Raw genomic sequence first — 26,486 nt, 5'->3', positions numbered from 1 at the left:
GAAACAAGGGTAAGAGAGCCAAGTAAAAAGTAAAAGGATAAAGGAACAAGTAAGAAAAGAAAAGTAAAGAAACCCGAGGATATAATCATTTATCATTCATCATTTATCACTCATCAATTATCTTTCGTTACTCATTACTCATTACTCATTACTCATTACCTATCATAAGTGAAACGGTTACCCCGCAGCGTGATGTGGGAAAGAAGGCATTAGCTCGGAAAGCCGGGCGCGAGGAGTAAAAGTGGATAGCGGGATAAAGCTCCTGAAAAGATGATCTGTATTTGGTAAAGAAAATTTCTACAGAGCACTTATTGTAAAAACAATCTGGCTATTATAATTTGTTGCAGGCAGAGTAACGGATACTCCGGAAAGCTGTAGCTGTACAGGGATGTTGGAGTAAGCTGCTAAAGCCAATACTGCCGTTATCCTAAATAATTCGATATCTGTTGTCAGTGGAATTGTGGTGTATGTGGTTCCTCCGGAAATTGTACATAAAAGACAAGTTGTAGATCCGTCGCCGGTTCTTCTTGCACTTAAAATGAGATTCGGATTCCAGACAGGATTTGCTGTATAGTGCATACTAACTTTTCCACTGCTGAGTAATAATGGAACACTTGCAGCTAATATAATCTGGCTTGGAGAACTTTCATATGTTCCTTGGTAATTACTTCCCGCTTCAGTTATAGATGGAATTGTTACCGTCCAGTTTGTTCCCCCGACAGTTAATGTGCGTTGTGAATATGAGTTAGAAAATACAGTCATAATCACAATGAATATATTTTTAACAATAAATTTTTTTAAATTAATCATTTTAACTTTATTCTGTTATGGTATAGGTTATAATAACCGGCGTGTTCGATCTTGAGTCCAGGCTGGAATAATTATTGGTTACGAGAGTCATTGTTAACTGATGTCCATTATTGGAACCGTTACCTGTAAATGCACCTCCAATACCGCTGATTATAGTCTGAGCTGCTGTTGTAAGAGTAATCTGTGCAGATGGAACTCCTAATATTCCTCCTCCTGAACCTGAAGCTATTGCTGCCTGAATTTTAATATCAATTCCCGGAATTGTCTGGTTAACCGATGCCGTGATTCTGCGAGATAATCCGGAAGGGGCAATTGCTGAAGTATAGTTAATCCATTTTGATGTATTTGCAACGGGCGCTGTTATGGCATTTCCGGCTTCAGTTGGGGCTGTATAATTTAAACTGATCGTTCCGGAAGGTTCAATATCCATAAGTGTAACTATTGGTAAGGTGACAGCAATGTTTCTGCTTCCTGTCGTTTGAGAAAAAAAATCACAGGAAATCATGAGAAATAATAAAAACAAAGGTTTCAGAACATTCATTTTTGATTTTTTACTTCGTTATAACTTACTTTAATGGATTCCTGCTGATATTTTATTTCCGATTGCTGCTTTATAATATGTACAATTACATTTTTAATTTCTGAAGGTTTTAGTGTAAGATTAAAATTTTCTACGGGAATTTTATACTTCTTATCCAATCCGTTTCTGTAAACTTTCACTTTCCATTCTCCGGGTCTTAAATAGGTAAAATCGAAATTTTCTCCGATCATTACTATTTTGCGATAAATCTGATTTCCGTTTGTAGCTTCAATGATGATATTTTCTTTTTTCTTACGATCTTTTTTGTTGGATAATCCGATGAAGTTAGATTGAGCATTTTCCGAATACTCAGTTTTTCCCTGAATTCCTGTAGCTGTGGTTAATCCGAAATTGAAAATATTTTCTTTATTGGCTAAATGCAAAGAAGCAGGAAGATTAATGTCTGAAATATCATTAATATCCGTTGTAGAACGATCGATGTCCAGAATATAATCACCGGGAATTACATTTTTGAATACAAAATTTCCATTCTTATCCGTTACAGATAAATACTGCCCCAGTAGAATTCTTATTCCGTCCACTTTTTTCACGCCTAAATTAATAATCGTTCCTGAAAGCGTAATGTAATCCGCTGTTTTTTGCGTGGGAATATTTAATCTTGCCGTATAGCGAAGAGAAAAGATAAAGTCTTTATTTCCCAGCTCTCCGCGTTGTAAAGTATATCTTCCGGAGAGATCAAATTCATGTCCCTGAAATATTTCCTGATGATACAAAAGTTCAAATAAATTTCTGTCGGCAAAATATTCTTCAGGCATATAATTGTTCTGATAAAATAAACTAAAACTTGTCTTTTGAGAAATCCTGCTCAGAATTCTTGCTCCGTAATAAACCTGCTTCTGATTTTGCATCTGATATCTTGAAGTAACGGCATAACTTCCATAGATATTGAATGAAGTTCTGAATTTTTCAAAGCCGATGTTTGCCGTATAAAAACTTGAATTACCTGAAAAATTCAAAAGGTAATTTTTTGTTTTTCCGAATTGTCCTTCTACATTGAATTGAAAAATGCCGAGCTGCTGATCGATACTGATTCTGAAAAACTGTTCTTTATAATCAAACTCCTTTGGACTCAGTCGGTCTTCGTATCGCTGAAATCCATTAAAAATAGTAAAAGATCCTCTTTTCGCATATCTGTACTGAATTCCATAATGAAGGTATTTTCTGTAAGGAGCAGCAAGAAAAAGAGTATCGCGCTGAAAGTTTTTTGCATCCTGAACAAAATTGGCAAGGATATTTATTTTTTCTGAAATCCTGTACTGAATATTTCCGTTAAAAGTACTCGTATTATTAAAATATCCAGCATATTCAGGACTTGTACGCATATACATTATATTTCCGCTGATTTTATTAAAATTCGCAACCGTTTGTATCATGAAAGCATTTCCCTTTGTCTGTTGAGTTTTGCTGTAAGAGATTTCTCCGGAAACTTCTATGTTTTTATTTAATTGAAATTTTCCGGTTACATACGGAAGCTGTGCGTCAGAATCCAGCCTGAAATTACTAAAACTTAATGTTTGATGGTCTTTACGGGGAATTTTATATAAATATCCCGCTGTAATCTCAGACGCTTTTGAGATTTTAAATTTTGAATACACATTAAATTCATCCTGAATATCTCTGAAAAATCTGGGGTGATTATAAAACCCTCCGAAACTCATCTTTTTTGTATCGATTTGAATTTCCGCTCCACGTCCATATCTTGCATATTCCGTTAAAAATGAAGAAGAATAATTTTTATCTCCGACATGAATGTACAGGTTTTCTCTTTTATAGTTCACAAAATATTCCTCATACTTCGTGAAAGAATTAAATTCAACAGGATTTTTTGTGACTGCATGAAATTCCACCAGATTTTTATTCTCTTTATCCAGACTACCTTTACCGTAAATTTCACCCTGAAATCCGTTTTGATAATCGCCGCGGTTTTCCATTCCTGTAAAAGCAAGAGAGGCAAAAACAGGAAGCCTGTGAAAAATATCTTCCTCTGATGGTTTCACAGAAATAATCTTCACACTTGCATAAGCAGATAGATTTTCTTTCGGATGTTCTCGCGAGTAAACGGAAAGTATGATGTTTTGAGATTCATTTTTACTTAAATCCGGATTGGTTTTTTTTGATACAGTTATTATTTTCTGTTCACCCGGAGATAAAATCAATGAATTTTCCTGATCAATCAGCGCGTTTTTACTTTCCAGAATTAAATTTTCTTTAAAGTTTCCGTTGTTTTTTAGCAGAAATGTAGAAAAAATTGTTTCTCCCGCTCTTACAAATTCAGGAGCATTTAAAGTCGAGAGTAAAAGTTTTCTGTTTCCCGAAACAGCAAATTCAAAATCATTGAAAAACTGATCGCCTGTTTTGCTTTCAGTTCCGTGAAGAGTAATTTTATATCTTCCCTGAGGAGTTTCGGATGCAATTTTTACCGGAACAATATAAACTGTTTTTTCTTCCGGTAACATTTTTATTTCTCCTTTTGCTAAAATGGGAATGATATTTTGGCTGGAAGTTTCTACAGTGAAATTGTAGATTTTGTTTTCGGAAAACTTATTTTCCAGTGCAAATGGAATAGAAGTGGTGGTTCCCGGCATCAGACTGTCTTTTTTTCCAATACCATTTTTTGTCTGGGAAAAAAATACTACCGGAAATAAAATAAAAATATATAATGCACCGTTTTTAATCATTTTTTACTTCTAGTTCCACATTAAGGGCAAAAGCATTTTCATCTTCGTCTGTTGCGATAAGAACCGCCTTATAAAGAGAAGGAGGCGTTTTTTCAAGATCAATATGAAAAGATTTTGAGGTTTGAGGCAGTAATCCCATTGCCTGACTCGTAAAGCTTCCGGTTTTCTGTCCGCTCTTTTTATCATACATTTCCATTACTACCGTCGGTTTGCAATACAGATTTCCCTTATTGGCAATGGCAACCTTTACAATCTGTTTTCCGTTTTCTTTTTCAATTTTTATTCCCTCGAATTTAAGATCAGGTTTTGCTTGCTCTGCAACAAGATCAGTAATCACCTGAATGGCATAACGGATGATCGAAGTTATGCTCACTCCCTGCTTATTTTCTTTAGGATTTATTTCTTCCACAGGTTCTACAATAATAACGCTCCAGTAGCTTCCGGGTTCAGAAAGTTGATCAGGAACGGTAATTTCATAATAGATTTCCGTTTTTTCTTTGGATTTAAGCGTTACCAGATTGGTGTTCATTTTAATCCAGTCTGTATTGGTTTTAACGTTTGTATGAGGAGCAGAATACTGAATGGTTCCATCTGACTGATAACTGAAATCCTGAAGAAATAATTTTACACTTTGAGACTGGCTTCCTGTATTTTCAATAGCAATTTTGCCTTTGTATATTTTTCCGTTTTCCACTTTATAGGTATGGGAAAGTCCGTTCAGTACTACAATTCCTGCTTTCAGAAACACAAACTGAAGCATCAAAAAAGAAAATAGCAAGATCTGCTTTATCATAATTGTATGTAAAGTTTTAAGTTTGACAAAAGACTATGCAAGACCAAGAAGAAATTTCTGCAACTTCTTCCTGTCTGTATATCGGAAAATGTATTTCTTAATTGTCCGAGATCGTGTAAGTAACGGTTGCAACCGTAGTTGCCGCAGCTGTGAGATCTGCGTAGGCAGCAACTCCGCCGGGACCACTTCCGGGAGCTAAAGCATAGGTAAGATTGTGTCCGTTATTTGCTCCGTTTCCGGTATATGCGCTTCCGATTCCGGAAATAATGGTTTGGTCTGCGGCGCTTAAGGTAAGCTGTGCAGAAGGAGTTCCTAAAGTTCCGCCTCCCGATCCTGTTGCCGCTGCAGCGGTTACGTTGATATCAACCCCCGGAATAACGGCATTAAGTTTTACGGAAACATTTCGGGTAGGATCTGCTACAGATTTTATGGAAGAGTAATTAAGCCATAACGTAGTATTGGCTGCGTTTGCTACGATCGGGTTTCCGGCTTCTGTAGGTGCTGTAAATCCTAAAGTAATGTTTTTGCTTGCGGCAGGTTCAATATCTACCAAAGCTACTTCCGGAACTGAAATCGTTATCGTGTGATTGTCTGTGTTAGTGTCTTGTGCGCTTACGTGAGAAGATACTGCAATTGCGACTAAAGACAAAGCTAAAGTGAACTTAAATCTTTTCATGGTGATATATTTAGTTTTGTGAAGTTAATAATTTTAAATTGAATATAAAAATATTTAATAATAAATTTTTATTATTACCATTTAATAATCAGTATTTTATAAATGTAAATTATATGTTAAATAAATGATTGAATTATTGATTTTTTACAATTTGCATCAACGAAAAGAAAAATCTCACACAATTTTACATGAGATTTTTGTTTATCTATTTAAAAATAATCAGCTAAAAATAACTTTTAAAACCGGCTCAGAATTCCCCAGTGGATTTTAATATCATTGAATTTAAAAGGATTTCCAAACTCGTTACCATTAGAAAGCTGGAAACTCATCAACCCGATCGGAATAAAGAAATTAAAACCGAGCCCGACACTGTAGAGTTTGGGTTTTACATTCAGAGATTTATTATTGAGCTGTCCGTACTGCCCGAAAACATCAAAAAATGCCTGACTTCCGATGAGATAACGGTATTCTAAACTTCCATAATAATAAAAATCGGCGGCGAGAGAGTTTTCATTGAAACCCCGCATGGAATTCCAGCCCCCGAAACGGTACAATTCATTGGCAGAAAAGTCGATTTTAGAATCCATCATCGCTCCTTCCGCTTTGATGTTGAGGAAATGATTTCCGTTGATATGATAATTGTGCTCTCCAAAGAAGTAAAACTGATTCTGCGGAGATTTTATATTGTCTTTGGTATAAGTGGTCGTTAAATAATCGTATCCCGCATTAATTTTTGTTTTATAAAGGAAAAGATCAATATCGGTCGGCTCTACCATTTCAAACCAGATTCCGATTCCTTTTTTGTTGTAATCTTTACCCTGAACATACAACGTATCGATGATGCTGGAACTTTCGAAAGTTCCTCTCAGTCCCAGTTTATTTCGGGAGTTCAGATGGTAATAAAATGCCGGAAGTGCCTTTACATTGGCAAAAGTAGAATCCTGACGGAAAATATTCACCTTCATATTAAGACCTACATTGGATTTAAAAAGGTAAGGAATATCGGTCTGAAGATCAAAAGTCTGTCCTTTATCGGGATTTCTCTGCCAGTAAAGATTGATGAGCTCAAAACTGTTGAAAATATTTCTGAAATTTACATTCAAAGTTCCGTTCAGGGTAAATTTATCCGTTTTATCGTTTCCGAAACCAATGACCCCGTCAAAACTGTTGGTTTTTTTCTTTTCCATGAAAAGATAAATGCTCGTGGAATCTTTGGTGAATAACGTTTGCGGAGGACGCTCCAAAGCAACAAACTGATGGCTTTGGAAAGACTTATTAATGGCAATCAGGTTCTTGTCATCATAGGTTTTTCCCTTAAATTCCTTTTCAAGATTTTTAATGAATCTTTTCGGAACACTGGTGTAGCCTTTTACCACGAAGTTATCAATGGTTCTTTTATCGTTCTTGTTGATGTTGAGTTCTACAATAGGATAACCGTTTTTCTGCCCTTTGTATTTCGATTTTATTCTGCTGAATGCAAAGCCTTCATCAATATACTTTTTGTTGATGCTCCTTTTTGTTGAATCTAAATTCTTAGTGAAAAATTCTTTCTGAATCTTCGTTTTATTTGAAATTGAATCTGAAAGATTAACGTAAGTCTGGTTGAAATTCTTCCCTTTATTATAAAATATTTCTGTGCTGTCACCTTTTTTTCTGACTTCTTTCAACTGGGTGAAAAAGTAATTGGTCTGAGCCAGAGAATCCAGAAACTTCACTGCTGAAGCAGAATCTTTTACCTTTTTCTTCACCTTGGTTTCAGAATCGATCAGGAAATAATGTTTCTTCTGCGCCTGTACAAAAACGCAAAACAGTACAAAAAATATTTTTAAAATTAATTTCAATGTTACATTTTTAAACCATTAAGATTTTATTTAAGAAGTTAAGATAGTAAGCTAAACTTAAATTTTACACATTTAGGATAACAGAATAAGTTTTCTTAGGAACGATCTTAACTTTTAATGATTGTCCGTAATTTGTCATCATTGAAAAACCTTTGAATTCTTTGCTGAGTGAAACGCCTTTGCGAACTTAAAAACAGTTGGTATATAAAAAGAATCTTAGCGATCTTTGCGTTAAAATTAAGCATTATGATGAATGACGGATAATCAAACAACTTTTTAAATATTCATTAGATTTATTTTTTTTTAAAATAACTGAAACTAAGTCAGTTTATTGTATTTCTTCATCAGATTTTCATAAGTTCCCTGCGGAAGAATCCATTTCAGCGGAACTCCGATTTTCTGTCCGAATTTACCAAAATAATAATGTGATTTCCATTTATTTTTGCTTAAAAGCTGATCTACATATGCTGCAACTTCCAGAGGTTCTGTTCCGTCGCCCACGTGAGAATTCATTAAAGCATACACTTTATCGAAAACATTTTTGTAAGGTTCTGAAACTTTTGTTCTCACCCTGTTTTCTGCAATATTCGTTTTGATATCTCCCAAATGAAGCGAACATACGTTTACATTCCAAGGATACACTTCGTATCTCATGGCTTCCGTTACTTTATCCAAAGCCGATTTTGAAGCCGAATAAAATCCTCGGAAAGGCAATCCCATTTCACTTCCGATACTGGAAACATTAATGATTTGTCCGAATTTATTTTCGCGCATTTTCGGCATCACGGCGCTCATCATTTGTACAGCTCCGACCAAATTCAGGTTAAACAGTTTCAAAATATCTTCTTTGGAAGAATCTTCCACAGCTCCTACCATTCCCATTCCGGCATTGTTGATCAGAACATCGATTCTGTTTTCTGTTTTCAAGACTTCAGCAATCGCATTTTGTACGGCTTCATTATCTGTAACGTCCGTCGGAATCGATTTGAAATACTGACTTTCGGTGTGTTTTCTGCTTAAGCCATAAACTTTATGACCTTTCTTCCCGAAATATTCTGCTAACACGAAACCAATTCCTGAGGAAGTTCCGGTGATGATGATGGTTTTTGACATTTAATTTTAGTCTAAATTTTTTGAATTTATAAAAATAATAATTTCATTATCATTAATCTTAGAAAAACTTGAGTCTCCACTAACATGATCAATCGTGTAAGATCTGCCATTGTATATTATAGAATCTTTCTTATTATCCAAATGTAAAAACATATATTTTTTGTCTTCTTTAGAATAATGATGCTCAAAAAAATCAAATTTTTCTACGAGAATGCTTTCTGAGTGGGGTGTTATTTTTTTTGATAAAATTTGCCATCTGTAAATCCAACGATTAGTGATAAGATAATTTTTGTTTTCAAATTTCATAAAGCAGTCTTTCGGATAAAAATGATTAGTTTTTTTATCAATTTCGGAGGTTATGATTTGATAATCTTTCTTCAGAATGATCAAGCTCAGTAAAAATATTATCAAAATGCTAAAAAGAAGAAAAATTAATCCTTTTTTCATTTGTGTGTAAGAATTTTATCTAAATCCTCCCAAAACATAGGATACGATTTCTCCACAACATCTTCCTCTTCAATATTTAATTCTTTGATCAGGCAAAACGGCGCAAAGCTCATCGCCATTCTGTGATCCTGATACGTTGCAATGGAAATATTTTCCTGAGGTTCGTTGAAACCAATAGATTTAATCGTCAAATCTGTAAATTCTGTTTGCGTACCCAGCTTTTTTAGTTCATTATGTAAAGCTAAAAGACGATCGGTTTCTTTTACACGCAAAGTTTCCAATCCTGAAATTTCAAAAGGGATTTTCAAAGCTGCTGCGGTTACGCAAAGTGTTTGGGCGATGTCCGGACAATTATTCATATCCAGAATAATCTTTTTGGGAAACTGAAATCCTTCAATCGGCTCAAGCATTACTTTATGCTCCTGTTCTGTGAAAGTCGTTTTAATTCCGAAAAATTCTTCATAAATTTTTACAATCGCCGAATCTCCCTGTGTAGATTCTTTGTAAAAGCTTTTTAAATGAATGGCTTTTCTTCCCAACGCAGCGAAAGAGTAGAAGTAAGATGCCGAACTCCAGTCACTTTCGACTTCATAATTGATAATTGACGATTGATTATTCATATCAAATTTTTTAACTTTGATCGTATTTCCGATGAAGCTGCTTTTAATTCCGAATCGGGTTAAAATATTGAGCGTCATTTCAATATAAGACCTTGAAGTCACTTTGCCGACTAAATTTATTTCAAGTCCGTTTTCCAGTTTTCCGGCAATCAGAAGAAGAGAGGTGATGAACTGGCTGGAAATATCCGCCGGAACATCTACTTTGGTCTCCGTAATTTTTCTTCCTTGAATTTTAAGAGGCGGAAATCCCTCATTTTCCAGATATTCGATTTCGACACCCAGATTTTGCAGAGCGGTAACCAGATTTTTGATCGGTCTTTCTTTCATTCTCTTGGAACCTGTAAGAATCGTTGTCTTTCCCTCCTGGATAGAATAATAGGAAGTAAGGAAACGCATCGCCGTTCCCGCGTGATGAATATCCACAATCTCCGAATTTTCAGACAGGGCTTTTTTCAGGAGCTGTGTGTCCTGAGAATTCGATAAATTCCCGATTTCTATATTTTTAAACAGACTTTCTAAAATCAACAAACGATTCGAAATACTTTTCGAACCGCTGATCTGTATGGTCTTGTTTTCCTGTAATTTTGATTTTTCTAGCTTCTTCATTGTTCTTCTAAGTTGGAAGCTCGAAGCTGGAAGATGGAGGTGAAAAGTTTAGTTTAAAAACTTCCGGCTTCCAACTTCCGGCATCCAGCTATTTTAATTTTTCATTATTCTGATGGCGGTCTTTATCGCGATCCGTCTTGATCTTCATTTTTCTGTCAAAAGCTTCCTGCAGATTAACTCCGGTCTGATTGGCCAAACATAACGTTACAAACAGAACATCTGCCAATTCCTCGCCTAAATCTTTGCTTTTGTCGCTTTCCTTCTCGCTTTGTTCTCCATATCTTCTGGCGATGATTCTTGCCACTTCGCCTACTTCTTCGGTTAGCATTGCCATATTGGTCAGTTCATTGAAATAACGAACGCCAATGGTCTTGATCCATTCGTCAACCTGTTGCTGCAGAAGTGTAATTTCCATTTATGGTTTGTTATTGATCTTTTCTTCTAATGCAATTATTTTCGCTTCCAGTGTTTTTATTTCTTCTTCATGATAGGCAGAATCTCCGATATTCCCGGTAAAATTTGCAAATCTTTTCAGAAGTTTTCTTACCGTGAGATACACAATAATTAAAACGGCAAAAGCCCCGATTTTTACAATATCAAAATCCATTTTTAAAAGTATTGGTAAGCTCCCACTGTAGGATTTGAAGTTCTTGAAACATTCGCAATATCTGTCGGAACCGTTGCCGCAACGGCTGTACTTCCTTTTCCAATTGCCGGAGAATTCTGTTTTACTCTCAGATTCATCTGTGCAGCAAAATAGTTAACGAACAGCGGATCCAAATTTTTAAGTGACTGAATAACTCCCGGACTTGTATTAAAATCAAAACCGGCTTCCGAAGTTCCGGAATATTTGATGAGACAGTTCTGAATGGTAAAATTAAATAAGTTTGGCGGGGTCTGCTCAAAATTAACCGAATTGTCACGGTCGGAATACACGATGCTGTTTCTTAAATTAAAGATCAGTGCTCCGTATTCTTTTACTCCGGATGCATTCGTCCATTCGTTGGCGGCTAAAATTCCGTTTCGGTTGTAAGAATGCAGAAGATCCGAATAATTGGCAATCGTACAGTGAGTAAAGTTATGCGTTCCTCCTTTGAAAATTCCTACCGCAGATTCTCCGCAATTATTCATCACAAGATTTTTTGCAGTAATGGTAGAAGCAACGGCATAAATCCCATATTCCTGAAAGGTGTGGATAAAAGAATTGCTGATATTGGCATTGGTCTGTTTCATGTCAAGACCTTTTGTTCCTCCGAAAAGTCTTGCATAATTCATATTGAGGGTAGAACCTGCTTCCATTTTAATAGAATTCCAGTTTTTAGGAATCGTATCGTATGCAGGATCATTTCTGTCTCCGCGAAGCGTAACATTGTTGGCTAAAGTACCGTTGATGTTCAGTGTGGCTCCCGAAAGCACTTTCATTCCGCTGTTTTTGTGGAAATACACTTTTGTTCCCTGCTGAATATTCAGGATAACATTCTGGTCAATCGTTAAATCTCCGTAGATAATTTTTGCCTTATTGTTATTCCATGTTGCATCTGAAGTAATAATGTTAGGATTTGTAGGTGTTTTTATAAAAAATTCCGCATCCTGAACCACGGAGAACAATACAACCTGTTGTTGTCCTACTGGGCTCTGAAATAATATTTTATCTTCGGCAATCGCTTCAGGACCGCTCGCTTCCGGTGCAATTTCAACGAAAATATAAAGACTGTCTTTTTTTCTTAAGGGGACATCCTTAAAATCATATCCCGGTTTTCCGTCCACATTGATCTTATACAGAGAAGTTGCCCCTTTTTGTAGATAAATTCTCGGGATCAGAATATCTTTGTCTTCGTTATTATATACTTTTACCGCATATGTTTCTGAACGAACCTGATGATAAACCGTATCGCAGAAAACCGTGTCTTTGGAAAAGCTTAATTCCTGCGAAGGAGCATCGAAACTGATGTCGTCCTTATTACAAGATACAGCCATAACAAGCATCCAGAAAGAAAAAGCCAGTAATAATTTGAATTTCATCGAAATTAAAGTTTAAATAGATTTCAAATTTAACGAAAATACTTTGAATTTCTTATGAAGAAAAAAATATTGATCGTCTATTTGTAATTTTAAAAAATTATTGTATTTTTGCACCCTAAAATTAGCAGAGAAATATCCATTACTATTTCGAAAGCAAACTTTAATTTTTTAAAAATTGTATTATGAAAAACGGAATCCACCCAGAAAATTATAGACTTGTTGTTTTCAAAGATATGAGTAACGACGAGGTGTTTCTTTGCAAGTCTACTGCAGAAACAAAAGATACTATCGAGTACGAAGGACAAGAATACCCATTGATTAAAATGGAAATCTCTTCAACTTCTCACCCTTTCTACACTGGTAAAGTGAAGTTAGTTGACACTGCAGGTAGAGTTGATAAGTTCATGAACAAATACAAAAAATTCGCTAAGTAATTTTTTGTTGCCACAATATTTAAAAGTCTTTCGGTTTCCGGAGGACTTTTTTGTTGTATTTTTGTTTAGACGTTAAACATTGAATTTTAAACTAAAAACTGAACGATGCAATTAGTATTTTCAGATGCACAATATTGGGAAGATTTTCTTCCGCTTACTTTTACACGTCCCGTTGCAGAAATGCGATGCGGAATCCTTACTTTCTCCGAAAAATGGCAGAAAATTTTAGAAAACACCGAGATTTCTTTCTTTACGGAGATGTATCTGCAGGGAAAATTTCCTGAGCCTGCAAAAAAAGAGAGTCTTTTTCTGGTAGCGAATTTTTTACCGACAGAAAATGTTATTCAGCAGATCAAAGATCTGAAACAGGGAGAAGCATTGGTGTATGAAGATGAGTTAGTCGCTGCAAAAATCAATATGGAGGGTTTTTCTCTGCATCAGATTGAGAAAATGACGGACATTAAAGAAGAGCTTATTTTCTTTAAAAAACCGACGGATCTTTTTACCTATAATAAAGAAGCTATAGATTTCGATTTTGCATTGCTTACAAAAGACAGGGTTTCTCAGGAGCTTTCTTCAACCAATGGATTTTTGGGAAATAAAGAAGATCTGTTTATAGAAGAAGGAGCTCAGATTGAGTTTTCGACCATCAATACAAAAACAGGCAAAATCTATATCGGGAAAAATGCTGAGGTAATGGAAGGCTGTAATCTTCGTGGTCCGATTGCGCTTTGCGAAGAGTCTAAGTTTAATTTAGGCGCGAAGATTTACGGAGCAACAACAATTGGTCCTCATTGCAAAGTGGGCGGAGAAGTGAATAATATCATCATTTTTGGATATTCTAATAAAGGTCATGACGGTTTTGTTGGAAATTCGGTGATCGGAGAATGGTGTAATCTGGGAGCAGATACCAATTCTTCCAATCTTAAAAATAATTACGCTTCTGTAAAATTGTGGAACTACAGAACCAAATCTTTTGAAGATACAGGATTGCAGTTTGCAGGTTTAATTATGGGCGACCATTCTAAAACAGCCATCAACACGCAACTAAATACAGGAACAGTTGTAGGAGTTGCTTCCAATATTTTCAAAGAAGGTTTCCCTCCGAATCTGGTGGAAAATTTTTCGTGGGGAGGTTTTAAAGGCGATGAGAAATTTAAATTAGACAAAGCCTACGAAGTTGCAGAACGGGCAATGGCAAGAAGAAAAGTGCCTTTAACGGATGAGGATAAGGCTATTTTTAAACATATTTTTGATGCGTATTAATGCGATCAATAAAGGAAACTTCAAATTTTTTTGAAGTTTTTTTATTTTTAATGTAATAAAATGTAAAATCCGGTTGTCTTACTTATAGAAACAAAACTTATGACCCAAGAAACTTTCAGAAGTACGGTATTCATTCTCAAAGATGAGATGTATCGCTTTGCGAAAAGGTTTGTCATGAGCAGTGATGAAGCAGAAGACGTGGTGCAGGATCTTATGATTAAATTCTGGCAGAAGAAAGAAGAGCTGGAGCAGTTTGGGAATTTAAAATCCTATGCTCTGAAATCGGTCCGGAACGAGTGCCTGAACAGACTGAAGCATCACGATGTAAAGCTGGGATTTGCAGATATGCAGCTTCACCGTTCCGAGCTTTACAGTATGGAAGTCAATAATTTAAAGGAACACATTATCGGTTTCATTAATCAGCTTCCTGAGAAACAGAAAATGGTAATCCATTTGAAGGATGTAGAAGAATATGAAGTCTCGGAAATCGGAGAAATGCTGGAAATGGAGGAGAATGCAGTAAGAGTAAATCTTATGCGGGCCAGACAAAAAGTAAAAGAACAAATTTCACAATTGATGAGTTATGAGCAACGACAAATTTCAAGATAAATACGACGAAATCTTCCAGAATTTAAAGGAAGAAAAAATGAACTGGGATTTTAATGATTTTCTGAAAAAAACGGAAGAAAAAAATGATGAGGTTCAGGAAAATATAACGCCGATCGTCCCTATCGATACGAAAACAAAACCATCGTTCCCGAAATGGTTCTGGATGGCTGCAAGCGTAGTTTTGCTGTTGAGTGTTGGTCTGATTTTTAATTATACTCACAATTCAAATGTGGAAAATCAGGCTCAGTTGGTTGAAAACCAGATAAAGAAACAAAAAGATAATTTCATCGAAGAAAACAGTGAACATACGGAACAGGTAGCGGTAAACCTGCCGAATGATACCGTTTCCGGAGCGAAAAAAGATTCTGTACTTCAGGAAAATCCGGTTGCCGAGAAAGATTATCTGGATGAAATTTTACCGAAAAGAGGAAGGCTGAAGAAAGAAAGAAAACCGAAGTATGTATATAACTCCTCTAAAGCTGCGGATTCTACAGGATATAAAGATTCTTACGTTATCGTTAACGGAAAAAGAATCGAAAATGTAGAAGAAGCGATTAATGTGACTAAGTATTCATTTCAAATATTTGCAAATAACGTTAGTGAAAAATTAGCAAAACCAACTGTCGTGGATGACGATTATTAATTAACCTTAAAAGATTATGCACCTGATCAGGCACTGATAATCCAAAATAAAAAATTGACTCATGAAAAAAGTATTCATAATATTCGCACTCGCTTTTTCCCATTTCTTTAATATTTACGGGCAGGAAAAAGATAAGTTAGATCAGCTTTTTGATAAATATCAGGAAGTGGAAGGAGTAACGTCCATTAAAATTGCCAAACCGATGTTCGGAATGCTGAGCAATCTGGACTTGGGAGATGCTGAACTGGATCAGATAAAACCGTTATTATCCAAAATTAACGGACTGAAAGTTTTCATTGCCGAAAAACCACAGGACGGAAGTTCTGCGAAAGGACAGAAGCTGTCGCAGATCAACAAAGACATTTCTTCTTATTTAAGCAATCTTAAGTACAGTGAAATCATGACGATGAACAGTAACGGAGCTAAAATAAAATTTCTTTCAGCAGAAGAGAAAAACGGAATTTTGGATGATCTGTTATTGAGCATCGATAGCGGAGGAGAGGAAAATATTCTTGTAAAACTGGACGGAAAACTTTCGATGAATGATATCAATAAAATCATCAATTCTACAGAAACAAAAACAAATCCGGTTACCAATACCAGAAATAACCTCACTTCGGAAAATACCTCTTCTTATCTGAATGGCGAATCCAGAAATGTAGGCGAGTTCTCAGGAATTCAGGTGAGTACAGGTGTTAATCTGGTGTTCAAGCAGGAAAGTCCTACCAATGTAAAGGTAATTGCCGATGCCGATAAGCTTCAGTACATTATTACAAAAGTTGACAACGGGGTTCTGAAAGTGTATGTTGATAACAAAGGACAGAAAAATTTAAAATTTAAAAACATCAGTGTCAACGTTTCTTCGCCAAGAATGGAAAACATTAAAGCATCTTCAGGAGCAACTTTCACCACGATTAATTCTGTAAAAGAAAATAACCTTACCATTGATGCATCTTCAGGTTCTGTAGTGAAAGGTAAATTCAATATTTCGAATAATGCTTTAGTGGAAGCATCTTCAGGAACAAGCGTGAAAGTTGAGGTAAATTCCAGAAGCTTAGTATTTAAAGGATCAAGCGGTTCAGATACAAGTATTCAAGGTGAAGCAGAAACAGCAGCTTTTGATGTCAGTAGCGGTGCGGTTTGTAATGGCGAAGCATTTCAGGCAAATCAGGTGGAAGCGGAATCTACTTCAGGATCTAACCTTTCTGTAAATGCGGTAGATAAATTAAAAGCGAAGGCTTCATCAGGCGGAACCATCCGATACAGAGGAAATCCGGAAATTACTTCAGACATCAGCAAAATGTCAGGCGGAAGTTTAAAACCCATCAACTAAAAATTTAATTTAAATCCAAATTGCCATGAAAATATTAAAACACCTTTTTCTTATCGCCTGTGCGATGTTCACGTTACAATCCTGTATAGTTTCTTCGGGAGCCGGTAAAATGGCTTACTTTTCAGATTCCGGAAACGATTTTAAAGGGGCAAAATTTACCACCATCAATGTTCCGATGTTTTTAGCAAAACCTGTTATTAAAAAAGCATTAAGAGAAGATGGTGAAGATAATGAAGAGGTAATCCGCCTGATTAGAAAAGTCTCTAAAATTAAAGTTTTGACTGTTGAAAACGGAGATAAATCGATGCTGAATGATTTTGCAAAGTATTTAAATAACAATAATTATGAAGAATGGGCAACCATAAAACATAATGGAGAAAATGTAAATATCCGGGTGAAACAGAAAGATGATATTATTAAAAATATGCTGATTACTGTAAATTCAGATAAAGAACTTGTTTTTTTAGATGTTCGCGGAAATTTTACAGCCAATGATATATCAAAAATGATTGCTTCGGCATCCGATAAATAACACTTTATCATCAAATCATATCACTGAATTGTTTTTTTATACAAACTACCGTTCCGCAAAAAGGAGCGGTTTTTTGATTTAAGTTATTGATTATTAAGTTTTATTTAAACTATGAAAATCGATTTTCGTATTTCGGTAAAATACCTTAATTTTGCAAGAAAGTAAAGATGTCTATTCATAACAAAATTGTAGAGACAGCCATCACTTTCGATGACGTGCTTCTAGTCCCTTCTTATTCAGAAGTTTTACCTAATCAGGTTTCTTTAAAATCAAGACTTACCGACAAAATTACGCTTAATGTTCCGATTGTTTCCGCTGCAATGGATACTGTTACAGAAGCTGAACTGGCAATTGCACTGGCAAGAGTCGGAGGTTTAGGATTTATTCATAAAAACATGACAATTGCTGAACAGGCTGCACAGGTTAATCGTGTAAAGCGTTCGGAAAACGGAATGATTTCAGATCCTGTTACCCTTTCAAAAGATCATACTTTGGCTCAGGCTAAAGAAACAATGGCGAAATATAAAATCTCCGGACTTCCTGTTGTAGACGCCGAAAATATTTTAATCGGGATCATCACCAACAGAGATGTAAAATATCAGGAAAATCTTGAGATGAAGGTGGAAGAGATCATGACGAAAGAAAAGCTGATTACTTCTGATAAAAATACCAATCTGGAGAAAGCGAAAGAAATTCTTCTTAAAAACAGAGTGGAAAAGCTTCCGATCGTAGATGCTGAAAACAAACTGGTAGGATTAATTACCATAAAAGATATCGACAATCAGTTAGAATATCCAAACGCGAACAAAGATCAGAGCGGAAGATTAATCGTTGGAGCAGGAGTGGGAGTAGGAGAAGATACACTGGAGAGAATTGAAGCACTTGTAAAAGCTGGTGTTGATATCATCGGTATTGATTCTGCTCACGGACACTCCATCGGAGTTTTAAACAAAATTAAAGAAATAAGACATGCATATCCTGATCTGGATATCGTTGGAGGAAATATCGTAACGGCTGATGCGGCTAAAGATTTAATCGAAGCCGGAGCCAATGTTCTGAAAGTAGGAGTTGGTCCCGGTTCTATCTGTACAACGAGAGTGGTTGCAGGAGTTGGAGTTCCTCAGTTATCCGCAATTTACAATGTTTACGAATACGCAAAAACAAAAAATGTAGCTGTAATTGCAGACGGTGGAATCAAGCTTTCTGGAGATATCGTAAAAGCGATTGCGAGTGGAGCAGGAGCTGTAATGTTAGGTTCGCTTTTGGCAGGAACGGATGAAGCTCCGGGTGAAGAAATTATTTTCCAGGGTAGAAAATTCAAGACTTATCAGGGAATGGGAAGTCTTTCTGCGATGAAGAGAGGAGGAAAAGAGAGATATTTCCAGAGTGAGGCTAAGAAATTCGTTCCGGAAGGAATCGAAGGAAGAGTTCCAAGCAAAGGATCTCTGGAAGAAGTAATTTTCCAGTTAACAGGAGGTCTGAGAGCAGGAATGGGATATTGCGGTGCTAAAGATATTGAAGCGTTACAAAACGATACCAAGATGGTAATGATCACAGGAAGCGGATTGAAAGAATCTCACCCGCACGATGTCATCATCACGCAGGAAGCTCCGAATTACTCTTTATAATAATAAATTAAATACACTAAAAGCTATCTCAGCACTGTTGAGGTAGCTTTTTTATTTGGTTTTTGTCCTGATTATAATTTTTGTAGATGTCTGTAATTTGTTATAATTTAGAAAATCCTCTAATTCATTAGCGGGTAGAATATCCTTGTGAATTTAATAAACAGTTGATAATTAAAGAACTTGTGATTCTTGAGTTTAAAATTAAGAATTGTGATGAATAACAGATAATCGGATAATTTTTATTGAAAATAAAAAGCCACTGCAACAGCAATGGCTTCTAATCTTATTAAAACGGAGAAACGATACAAGATCCTGGCGGAAGATCCTGAATTCTTCTGCATCCTCCAGGTCCGCAACAAAAAATAGATGAATCTCCGCATCCGAAGTTTTCCTGGTTTGCATCACACATTTTGAATCCTCCTTTAATGCTTTTTAAGCTTTGTCTTGAAATTTTTTTAAGATTTTTCATAATAGATTAATTTTGATTTGTATCATATCAAATATATAAAAAATATTTTCTCATTTTTAAAAAATCTTAAAGTTGTGAATTATTTAATTTTCAATAAAAAACCTCCGCTTTTGGCGAAGGCTTATCACATATAATAAAATTTTATTTCTTCACAAACTTAAATTCGTGAGTCTGGAAATTTTTAGTATTAATCTTCAAAAGATAGATTCCTGCGCTTAGTTCAGAAACGTTTACTTTTTCATTAAATTCTTCAGATTTTACAATTTGTCCGGCCATATTATAGATCTGAACAGATTTTCCGTCTTTTATCCCTGAAATTTTAATGATCTCAGCAACAGGATTGGGGAAGATCTGAATTTTAGAATCATTGTTTCTGACATCTGAAGCCGCAAGAGATGTACTGTGCAAATCTCCCGTCATGGTCGCATTGGAAGTCGTAAGATTTCCTCCGCAACCTCCGGCTTGTGATGTAAATGATGTATTCTCAACCCAGGTTCCAAAAGTAATTGATGGTGGATTTTGTACGAAATTATTGTTACCTGTAGAATTATAGTAAATTAAGTTTGGGCTTGAAAAAGTTCCGTATCCTTCATCAGCAAGGAATTCCCATCTGCTTAATGTATTATTCCACTGAATTTTAAATTCGCAGGTTCCTAAGCCGCCACAAGGTTGTCCGTCTAAAGGTGTTGTAATATATATCCCTTTATTAAAGGCGTCTACTCCCGTTTTTGTAAAAACAAAGTTCTGATTATCAAATATATTATGACAACCGTTAAAGGTGATCGTCTGTGCAAAGGCAGAACCGCCCAAAGCAAGACATAAAAGATAAAGAGTTTTCATGCTGATATTTTAGAATTGTGACGGGAAAATACCTTGTAAAGCAATAATACACTTCAGAGTAACGAAAGGTGGTCTGTTTTCGTGTGGCTGTCCTCCTCCTGTCTGGTTTACCATCGTAGATTTCATGGTTGTATTTGCAGCAGCATCAGAGTATTCTTTATCTAATCCTTTTGTATCGGCAGGAAGATTATTCGTAGGAGAATTCTGATTTCCTTCTGCGGTTACAGCATTTACTGTGTGTGAGTGAGGCGGCATTTGTGTCACCTGAAGTGTTACAGATTCTGTTCCTCCGCTTTGTCCCATCGTGTAGTTGGTAGGTCCTCCCGGAGCCTGTCCTTCGTGTACCAAAACTCTTCCTCTCATATCAGGTAAAGCGAATGTTGTGGTTCCGTTTCCTCCGTAAGTGGTTCCTAACAGTGCAAATAAAGCCTGATTTTGCGAAATTGGTAAAAGCTGTCCGTTACAGGCAGCCCAGTTTTTCGGAACAAAATTGTAAGGTACGAATGCGATTTGCCCTAAAAAAGGCTCTGAAGCTTGTGCTTTTAAAACAGAAGTAGATGCCATGCTCAATAGCAATGTGCATCCTAATACAAGTTTTTTCATGACGAATAAATTAGTTTTAATTAGGTGTTGTAAAGGTAGATATTATTCTACATATTTTTGTTATATTAATAAAAAAACCTTCCAGAGGTTTCTGAAAGGCTTATATTGTTACTAATAATAGGTTATTTTTGAAGTTTATCTTTAAAGTCTTCTATCCTGAAATCTGTTAAAGCATTGCCTTTTTCCACTTTTTCTTTTGAATATAATCTGAAATCATTTTCTGTTTTTTCTAAAAGATAATCGTAAGGTCCAACATGGGAAATTAATTTAACCAAAACCGGAGAAATTTCAAGACAGATGAAAAGTCCCATAATAAAAGCGGCAGCTAAACCAATAATGGCTGAATTTTTTCCCAGTTCATCCAAAGCCTGTAATCTTGCTGCAAAACCATTGAATTTATCTTCAAAGGTTTCGGTAGATTTTCTCTCTGTTTCTAAATTGGTATATACCTTAGAAATTTCTTTATCTAAATATTCCAGTCTGGGAGCAACCTGTTTCTGGTAATTTTCCAGATCAAGTCTTCTCTGTTCTTTCAGTTCCTGCTTTCGTTTTGCATTGGGACCGAAACCTTCTTTTCCGCTTGTTAATCCGGATTGCTTTCCTAAAATTTCTTTTTCAAGCTCTACAGAAGCGGAATCATAAGATTTTTGATAGTTGGCGATTTTATCAGAGAGTTGTTTCTTTTCAGTCTCAAAAGGTCCGCTTTGCTGAAGAATTCTTCCGTTCATCTCGCCCTGAAGCTGCTTTTTATTTCTCTGAATGATGGTATTCAGTTGTTTGTTTACTTCCTTTTCAAAAATTTTAAGTTCAAGAGGTTTTGAGATGATAATTCCTAAAAAAGTCGCCAGAATTAATCTGGGAATCGCCATTAACATCTGATTCCACCATGTTCCTGTCTTTTTGATGGAAGAAACGATGTATCGGTCCAGATTAAAAATCATTAAACCCCATAAAACACCGAAGCCAATTGCTGTCCAGATGTCATCGAAAACCGTATACATCGCATAACCTGCGGAAAGTGTTGCAAATACAGCGGTAAACAGTACAATTCCTCCGATTCCCGCAAATTTGTTCCATTCGCTCGGCGTTTTTCTCAGAATATGAATGTTTCCTCCGGAACACACCATCAGAAACTTTTGGAACCAGTTTATTTTATGATTCACCTGATTTATAGTTTGTTGGTTGTTTTTCATGATAGAAAATTTATACAAATGTACTACTAAAAATCATACCAATGTAAAAGATAGTATTATGTTTTACCAAGTATATAGGTTTGTTTTATTATTTTGCTGTAAATCAATTAATTAAATTTATTAAATAAAATATTCTTATCTTTATGTATAATCACTAAATATCAAAATATGAAAAATGTAATCTGCCTTTCTCTGGCAATGGCTTCGTTTGCGCTTACTTCATGTACCAAAGAAAAATCGATAGATGATGATCTGAAAGAAGTTGCCGCAAACATCAACAAAACGACACCTCAGAATCTTGCCGACGGAGTGCGTCTCGACAGCGTTTCCGTACAGCCGGGAAAAATTTTTAAATATAATTATACCCTGACTGACGATGTAAAAGAAAGTGTAAGTCCTGAAGAAATTCAAGTTTTTAAAAACAATGCGAAAGAAGGAGCTTTAAGAGTTATTAAAACTTCGCCGGAGATTAAAGAATTCAGGGATAATGATGTAACCATGGTATATAGTTACTATGATAAAAACGGAAAACCGACCGCCGATTTTAAAATTACCCCCGAAGAATACAAAACAAAGTAAACCAATCAATCACTCACAAAATATTTATCTGTGAGTGATTTTTATTTCAGCCGGTCCGGATTCTGTTTTAAAAAGCTTTCCCAACCAGTGTAAGATTTTGTATCGGCTATTGTTCCGGAATTGAAATGATGACATACCGCAACTGCCAATCCATCGGAAGCATCAAGATATTTTGTGGGGAATTCTTTCAGATTTAAAAGACTTTGGAGCATTCCTGCAACCTGTTCTTTACTGGCATTTCCGTTTCCGGTGATCGCCATTTTTATTTTTTTCGGAGAATATTCTGTTATCGGGATATTTCTGTGAAGACTTGCCGCCATCGCAACGCCTTGCGCGCGACCTAGTTTCAGCATACTCTGAACGTTTTTTCCGTAGAAAGGAGCTTCAAGAGCAACCTCATCAGGATGAAATTCGTCAATCAGCGCCAAAGTTTTATCAAAAATATATTTAAGTTTGGTCTCGTGGTTCGGATACTTTTTCAGCAATAATTCATGGATGGAAATCATTTCCATTTTTCCTTTTTTTATGGAAATAATCCCAAAACCCATCACGGTTGTTCCCGGGTCGATTCCTAAAATAATCTTCTCTGCAATCATTGCTTCAAAGATATGAACTTTCAGACTTTTAAGAATGAAATTTTTTGAATCATATTTTACAGCAGTTCCAGTTTCTTTTCTGCAATAGGAATCCAGTTTTCATCATGTCGAAGCAAAGTGATTTTATCAACTAAGAATTTAGTTTTATATTCTTTATCTTGATATTTCTCCCATGCTTTCAGATAGTTTTCCCACGTCAGATTTCGAAAACCCACCGTGACATGAGGGTGGAAAGAATAATCGATAAAGTTGAATATTTCCTTCACCCGAAGATAAAGTTCATTTAATTGTTCATTGTTTTCAGGTCTCACAAAAACCACAGGATTTTTTGGATTGGCAAAACTTCCGAAACCATTCAGTTCAATTTCAAAAGGAGAAACAGCAGTATTAATCTTATGAAAAGCTTCTAGAATGTCATTTTCTGAAGTAACCTCTCTGGAAAATGGCGGAAACAAAGTAATGTGCGCTTCATTTTTCAGAGCTTTGGAATTTTCGTAGTGTAATGCAAAATCCTGTTTGAATATTTTTATTTCTTCAATAATTTTTTGTGGCGGATAAATGGCGATGAAATACATCTTTTTCATTGATTGAAATTAAGAATTTTAAAATTAATAATGATGCATAAGAAAATTATGTATAGATTTGCTAGGTATAAAAGATGAGATATTGAAAAAGAACAGTCTTTATAAAGGAACCCTCCAAAACATCATCCTGAAGCTCCTTGCCAAGGAAGTAAAGATGTATGGATACCAGATCACGCAGCGCGCCAAAGAACTTACGCAGGGCGAACTGGAAATGACGGAAGGTGCGCTGTATCCGCTTTTGCATAAGCTGGAAGCGGAAGGAATGATTTTGTCTGAAATCCAGAAGATCAACGGAAGAGACCGGAAATATTATCTTCTGACCGAAAAAGGGAAAAAGCAGCAGGCAGAACAGGAAGCAGAAATGAAAAATTATTTATTTAACCTCAATACGATTTTTAATATATGATAACCAAAGAACAGGAACATCAAATAGAATTATATCTGAATTCAAAAAAGCTGACTGCTCAGATTTTAGCTGAAGTGAAAGATCATTTTATTTCCCAGATCAGTCATCTGATGCTGTCTGAAAATTTAAGTTTTCCCGAGGCTTTTCTGAAAGCTAAAATCAGTTGGAAGAATGAGTTGGAAATGGTAAACGCAGATTTTATTTCGTTCAAAAAAGTAGCCAGAATCGAAAAAGTTATTTTACAGCAGAGGTTTAGAAAGATTGGTATTTTTTCTTTCATTCTTGCAACAGCAGCAACATTCATAATGTTTTTAAATACGGATGTTTTTTTTACAGTTCAGATTGTATTGTTGGGAAGCTTAGCAATTCTTTTGGCATACAGTTTCATTGCTAAAAAGATGAAATTTTCCAATTATATCGCCATGAGCTTTCATCCTTTACTGCTTAGAAATCTTCTTTTCGGAGTGCTGATCTTTGCTTTTGGATCTTTTATAACAGCAGAAAACTGGAAAATCATGGATATGAATGTTTCAAAATTTCTATCGGTATATTCTTTGGCGGTTCAGCTTCAGTTATTGTATTTCAATTCAAAGAAAATTAATGTTTTAGTTTAAAATTTAAAATGATGACTAAAGAACAGGAAGAGGAGATTACAGATTATCTGATGCTTCATAGGCTTCCTCTGGATATTTTGCTGGAAGTGAAAGATCATATGATCTCTCAGATTGCCGATATTCAGATGGAGGAAAATGTGGGTTTCGATGAAGCTTTCCTTAAAACGAAAAAGTTATGGGGAAGTGAATTTAAAATGACGCGTTACTCTATTTTTTACCAAGAACAGATTCCGGTTATTGTAAAAAAAATAGCGAAAGCCAGATACAATAATATTCTTAAAAAATCATTGTTATTGGGATTGATTTCTTTTGCTGTCAATATTCTTTTGATTTTTTTAGCCAATAATGAGGAAGTTTACAGTACTCTTTTCAAAATACAAAATGGATTGTTCGTTCTATTTACTTTTGGAGTATGGTTTTTTAATCGTAAAATCTGGAAATATGTAAAACAGGATTTTAAATACAGAGGCAGGCTTTTTTATTCTATGTATCAGCAAAATACTGGCTTACTGGTTGTTTCTATGACTTCAATGACACAGATCATTTCCAAGAAAGGTATTTATCCGTATCTGTTTTTCAGAACTAACGATCACAGCGAAATTATTTTTGTTCTGGCAACATTAGTTCTTCCTTACTGTATACAGGTAATAATTATTTTCGGTCTTATCAATTTTTTCGAACATAAAAAATCATTAGAAAAAATGAAAGACTTTCTGAATCTTTCTGCTGAATAATTTACATCTTCATTGCATTTCCTTTTGTAGAATTCATCTCCGAAATAGTACTTTCCAAAGCATCTGTAATTTTTTTGATCTCAACGTGAGGTTTAAAAGTAAATCCTTTTCCCTGTTCCTCATCGGCGATATTAGAAAGAATAATAACCGAAGTTTTTGTTTCCGGATAAAAGATGTTTAATGAAGGTGAGCCTTTAACGTAACCGCTGTGGAAAAATGCCGCCGGTTTGCCGATGTTGCTCATAATTCCGTAGCCGTAACCCATTTTCCCGAAAATCGCATGATGTCTTTCTGCGCTTTTAGATTCAAACTTTTTCAGTGTTTCAGGACGGAGGATTTTTCCGCTGTATAAAACAGTATTCCACATATGAAGATCGTTAATGGTGGATAAAATTCCGCCTGCAGGAACTCCAATATCTTTACTGGCGAGTCTTTTCGGCATATTCTGGATCTTTTCGAATTTTTTTCTGTTGCCTAAATAAGCTCCGGCAAAGTTTTCTCCCTCAAAAGAAGTCGCAGTTGAAGAATGATTCATTCCGGCTGTTTTAAATAAATCTAAAACATTTTCGTCATACGATTTACCCGAAACTTTTTCCACAATTTTTCCCAATGTATTAAAACCATAGTTGGAATAAAAGAAATCCGTTCCGCTTTTAAACTGGAGCTTTCCGCCCAAAGTATTCAGTCCCGAAGTATGGTTCAGAAGCTGATGAATGGTAATATTTTCGTAATTTTTGTTTTGAAACTCCTTTAAATAAGCTGAAACTTTATCGTCTACATTCAGCTTTCCCTGTTCCATCTGAAGCAAAATTAAAGCAGCGGTAAATTGTTTGCTTACAGAACCGATGGCAAAAACAGTACTGTCATTCATTTTTAATTGATCTTTAAAATCTGCAAAGCCCTGATTTTTTCTGTACAGCTCAACCGAATCTTTGAAAACCGCCACACTTCCGTTAAACTGATATTTTTTGAAAACAGAATCGATCTGGTTTTTCAGAAGACTTTTTTCAAAAGCAATGATCGTACTGTCTGCAATTGCCTGTTTGTCCACTTTTTTTCCGGACGGAATAAATGGAATCTCTTTTTGACAGGAAATTAAACTGACAGAAATAGAAGCACAAAGAGCAGAGAAAAGTAATTTTTTAATCATTTATTGTTTTTCTTTCAGGAAGCAATTTTTATGCCCCTGTTACGAAAAAGCCTCCTAATTTTCATT

General features: G+C 35.5%; 30 protein-coding genes. 11 read left to right on the top strand and 19 right to left on the bottom strand.

Features of this window, described 5'->3' with window-relative positions:
- Window positions 1–297: 297 nt before the first annotated feature.
- The 12 genes from H6W53_RS20585 to H6W53_RS20530 all read right to left on the bottom strand — a co-directional run bounded on the left by H6W53_RS20585 (window position 298) and on the right by H6W53_RS20530 (window position 12,207).
- Window positions 298–762: a hypothetical protein gene (locus H6W53_RS20585; RefSeq protein WP_228457848.1), complete on the bottom strand. Its 465-nt coding sequence runs from the start codon at window positions 760–762 to the stop codon at window positions 298–300.
- Window positions 763–817: 55 nt separating this feature from the next.
- Entirely contained in the window at window positions 818–1,351 is a 534-nt protein-coding gene (locus H6W53_RS20580) for a hypothetical protein (protein WP_185209405.1), read from the bottom strand.
- Window positions 1,348–4,089, bottom strand: a complete 2,742-nt coding sequence (locus H6W53_RS20575; protein WP_185209403.1) for a hypothetical protein — start codon at window positions 4,087–4,089, stop codon at window positions 1,348–1,350. The genes H6W53_RS20580 and H6W53_RS20575 overlap by 4 nt, the downstream gene beginning before the upstream one ends.
- Window positions 4,082–4,882, bottom strand: coding sequence for a WxL protein host-binding domain-containing protein (locus tag H6W53_RS20570; RefSeq protein WP_116099386.1), 801 nt, complete (start codon window positions 4,880–4,882; stop codon window positions 4,082–4,084). The genes H6W53_RS20575 and H6W53_RS20570 overlap by 8 nt, the downstream gene beginning before the upstream one ends.
- A 97-nt stretch (window positions 4,883–4,979) precedes the next feature.
- A complete protein-coding gene (locus H6W53_RS20565; protein WP_116099387.1) occupies window positions 4,980–5,558 on the bottom strand; it encodes a hypothetical protein in 579 nt (192 codons plus the stop codon).
- Window positions 5,559–5,794: 236 nt separating this feature from the next.
- A complete protein-coding gene (locus H6W53_RS20560; RefSeq protein WP_185209401.1) occupies window positions 5,795–7,399 on the bottom strand; it encodes a hypothetical protein in 1,605 nt (534 codons plus the stop codon).
- 318 nt (window positions 7,400–7,717) lie between these two features.
- On the bottom strand, window positions 7,718–8,512 hold the full coding sequence (locus tag H6W53_RS20555) for an SDR family oxidoreductase (protein WP_185209399.1): 795 nt from the start codon (window positions 8,510–8,512) through the stop codon (window positions 7,718–7,720).
- A gap of 6 nt (window positions 8,513–8,518) precedes the next feature.
- Window positions 8,519–8,959 (bottom strand): hypothetical protein, encoded by a 441-nt coding sequence (locus tag H6W53_RS20550; RefSeq protein WP_185209397.1) that lies wholly within the window; start codon window positions 8,957–8,959, stop codon window positions 8,519–8,521.
- Window positions 8,956–10,185 carry a 3-phosphoshikimate 1-carboxyvinyltransferase gene (locus H6W53_RS20545; protein ID WP_185209395.1) on the bottom strand — a complete coding sequence of 410 codons (1,230 nt, stop codon included), beginning with the start codon at window positions 10,183–10,185 and terminating at the stop codon, window positions 8,956–8,958. Before H6W53_RS20545 ends, H6W53_RS20550 begins: the two co-directional genes overlap by 4 nt.
- 88 nt (window positions 10,186–10,273) lie before the next feature.
- The gene (locus H6W53_RS20540) at window positions 10,274–10,600 is read right to left on the bottom strand and encodes a nucleotide pyrophosphohydrolase (RefSeq protein WP_185209393.1); all 327 of its coding nucleotides are present in this window, start codon (window positions 10,598–10,600) and stop codon (window positions 10,274–10,276) included.
- Window positions 10,601–10,792 (bottom strand): hypothetical protein, encoded by a 192-nt coding sequence (locus H6W53_RS20535; RefSeq protein WP_185209391.1) that lies wholly within the window; start codon window positions 10,790–10,792, stop codon window positions 10,601–10,603.
- 2 nt (window positions 10,793–10,794) lie between these two features.
- Window positions 10,795–12,207 (bottom strand): hypothetical protein, encoded by a 1,413-nt coding sequence (locus H6W53_RS20530; protein ID WP_185209389.1) that lies wholly within the window; start codon window positions 12,205–12,207, stop codon window positions 10,795–10,797.
- 182 nt (window positions 12,208–12,389) lie between these two features.
- Here H6W53_RS20530 and H6W53_RS20525 point away from each other — a divergent pair, with 182 nt between their 5' ends.
- The 7 genes from H6W53_RS20525 to guaB all read left to right on the top strand — a co-directional run bounded on the left by H6W53_RS20525 (window position 12,390) and on the right by guaB (window position 18,652).
- Window positions 12,390–12,641, top strand: a complete 252-nt coding sequence (locus tag H6W53_RS20525; protein WP_002976190.1) for a type B 50S ribosomal protein L31 — start codon at window positions 12,390–12,392, stop codon at window positions 12,639–12,641.
- Between the two features lie 105 nt (window positions 12,642–12,746).
- Window positions 12,747–13,907 (top strand): GlmU family protein, encoded by a 1,161-nt coding sequence (locus tag H6W53_RS20520; protein ID WP_185209387.1) that lies wholly within the window; start codon window positions 12,747–12,749, stop codon window positions 13,905–13,907.
- A gap of 99 nt (window positions 13,908–14,006) precedes the next feature.
- A complete protein-coding gene (locus H6W53_RS20515) occupies window positions 14,007–14,516 on the top strand; it encodes an RNA polymerase sigma factor (protein ID WP_076396412.1) in 510 nt (169 codons plus the stop codon).
- Window positions 14,491–15,159, top strand: a complete 669-nt coding sequence (locus tag H6W53_RS20510; RefSeq protein ID WP_185209385.1) for a hypothetical protein — start codon at window positions 14,491–14,493, stop codon at window positions 15,157–15,159. The genes H6W53_RS20515 and H6W53_RS20510 overlap by 26 nt, the downstream gene beginning before the upstream one ends.
- A gap of 61 nt (window positions 15,160–15,220) precedes the next feature.
- Window positions 15,221–16,492 (top strand): DUF4252 domain-containing protein, encoded by a 1,272-nt coding sequence (locus H6W53_RS20505; protein WP_185209383.1) that lies wholly within the window; start codon window positions 15,221–15,223, stop codon window positions 16,490–16,492.
- Window positions 16,493–16,517: 25 nt separating this feature from the next.
- The gene (locus tag H6W53_RS20500) at window positions 16,518–17,024 is read left to right on the top strand and encodes a DUF4252 domain-containing protein (protein ID WP_185209381.1); all 507 of its coding nucleotides are present in this window, start codon (window positions 16,518–16,520) and stop codon (window positions 17,022–17,024) included.
- Window positions 17,025–17,191: 167 nt separating this feature from the next.
- Window positions 17,192–18,652 (top strand): IMP dehydrogenase, encoded by a 1,461-nt coding sequence (gene guaB, locus H6W53_RS20495; protein WP_185209379.1) that lies wholly within the window; start codon window positions 17,192–17,194, stop codon window positions 18,650–18,652.
- 286 nt (window positions 18,653–18,938) lie between these two features.
- On the opposite strand, the gene H6W53_RS20490 is transcribed toward guaB, so the two are convergent.
- From H6W53_RS20490 to H6W53_RS20475, 4 genes are all read right to left on the bottom strand, one after another.
- Window positions 18,939–19,121 carry a bacteriocin-like protein gene (locus H6W53_RS20490; RefSeq protein WP_087707109.1) on the bottom strand — a complete coding sequence of 61 codons (183 nt, stop codon included), beginning with the start codon at window positions 19,119–19,121 and terminating at the stop codon, window positions 18,939–18,941.
- Window positions 19,122–19,262: 141 nt separating this feature from the next.
- Window positions 19,263–19,961 (bottom strand): T9SS type A sorting domain-containing protein, encoded by a 699-nt coding sequence (locus H6W53_RS20485; protein WP_087707112.1) that lies wholly within the window; start codon window positions 19,959–19,961, stop codon window positions 19,263–19,265.
- 9 nt (window positions 19,962–19,970) lie between these two features.
- A complete protein-coding gene (locus tag H6W53_RS20480; RefSeq protein ID WP_087707115.1) occupies window positions 19,971–20,564 on the bottom strand; it encodes a phage tail protein in 594 nt (197 codons plus the stop codon).
- 122 nt (window positions 20,565–20,686) lie between these two features.
- Window positions 20,687–21,757, bottom strand: coding sequence for a DUF4407 domain-containing protein (locus H6W53_RS20475; RefSeq protein ID WP_185209377.1), 1,071 nt, complete (start codon window positions 21,755–21,757; stop codon window positions 20,687–20,689).
- Between the two features lie 168 nt (window positions 21,758–21,925).
- On the opposite strand from H6W53_RS20475, the gene H6W53_RS20470 reads away from it, so the two are divergent.
- On the top strand, window positions 21,926–22,336 hold the full coding sequence (locus H6W53_RS20470; RefSeq protein ID WP_116099400.1) for a hypothetical protein: 411 nt from the start codon (window positions 21,926–21,928) through the stop codon (window positions 22,334–22,336).
- Between the two features lie 41 nt (window positions 22,337–22,377).
- Here the strand turns inward: H6W53_RS20470 and ruvC are convergent, their stop codons facing one another.
- Window positions 22,378–22,932, bottom strand: coding sequence for a crossover junction endodeoxyribonuclease RuvC (gene ruvC, locus H6W53_RS20465; RefSeq protein ID WP_076396396.1), 555 nt, complete (start codon window positions 22,930–22,932; stop codon window positions 22,378–22,380).
- Window positions 22,933–22,988: 56 nt separating this feature from the next.
- A complete protein-coding gene (locus tag H6W53_RS20460) occupies window positions 22,989–23,516 on the bottom strand; it encodes a 2'-5' RNA ligase family protein (RefSeq protein ID WP_185209375.1) in 528 nt (175 codons plus the stop codon).
- A gap of 82 nt (window positions 23,517–23,598) precedes the next feature.
- Between H6W53_RS20460 and H6W53_RS20455 the strand changes: the two genes are divergently transcribed.
- From H6W53_RS20455 to H6W53_RS20445, 3 genes are read left to right on the top strand one after another with little or no spacing between them, the layout of a single operon-like run.
- Entirely contained in the window at window positions 23,599–23,922 is a 324-nt protein-coding gene (locus H6W53_RS20455; RefSeq protein WP_076396392.1) for a PadR family transcriptional regulator, read from the top strand.
- On the top strand, window positions 23,919–24,536 hold the full coding sequence (locus H6W53_RS20450; RefSeq protein WP_185209372.1) for a hypothetical protein: 618 nt from the start codon (window positions 23,919–23,921) through the stop codon (window positions 24,534–24,536). Before H6W53_RS20455 ends, H6W53_RS20450 begins: the two co-directional genes overlap by 4 nt.
- Before the next feature lie 8 nt (window positions 24,537–24,544).
- The gene (locus H6W53_RS20445) at window positions 24,545–25,270 is read left to right on the top strand and encodes a hypothetical protein (protein WP_185209370.1); all 726 of its coding nucleotides are present in this window, start codon (window positions 24,545–24,547) and stop codon (window positions 25,268–25,270) included.
- 1 nt (window position 25,271) lies between these two features.
- Here the strand turns inward: H6W53_RS20445 and H6W53_RS20440 are convergent, their stop codons facing one another.
- Complete coding sequence (locus H6W53_RS20440) at window positions 25,272–26,420, bottom strand: serine hydrolase domain-containing protein (protein ID WP_185209368.1); 1,149 nt, start codon at window positions 26,418–26,420, stop codon at window positions 25,272–25,274.
- Between the last annotated feature and the right edge of the window lie 66 nt (window positions 26,421–26,486).

This window comes from Chryseobacterium sp. C3 (assembly GCF_014218905.1).
Lineage (GTDB): Bacteria > Bacteroidota > Bacteroidia > Flavobacteriales > Weeksellaceae > Chryseobacterium > Chryseobacterium mucoviscidosis.
This window is presented reverse-complemented; position numbering and strand designations above follow the sequence as displayed.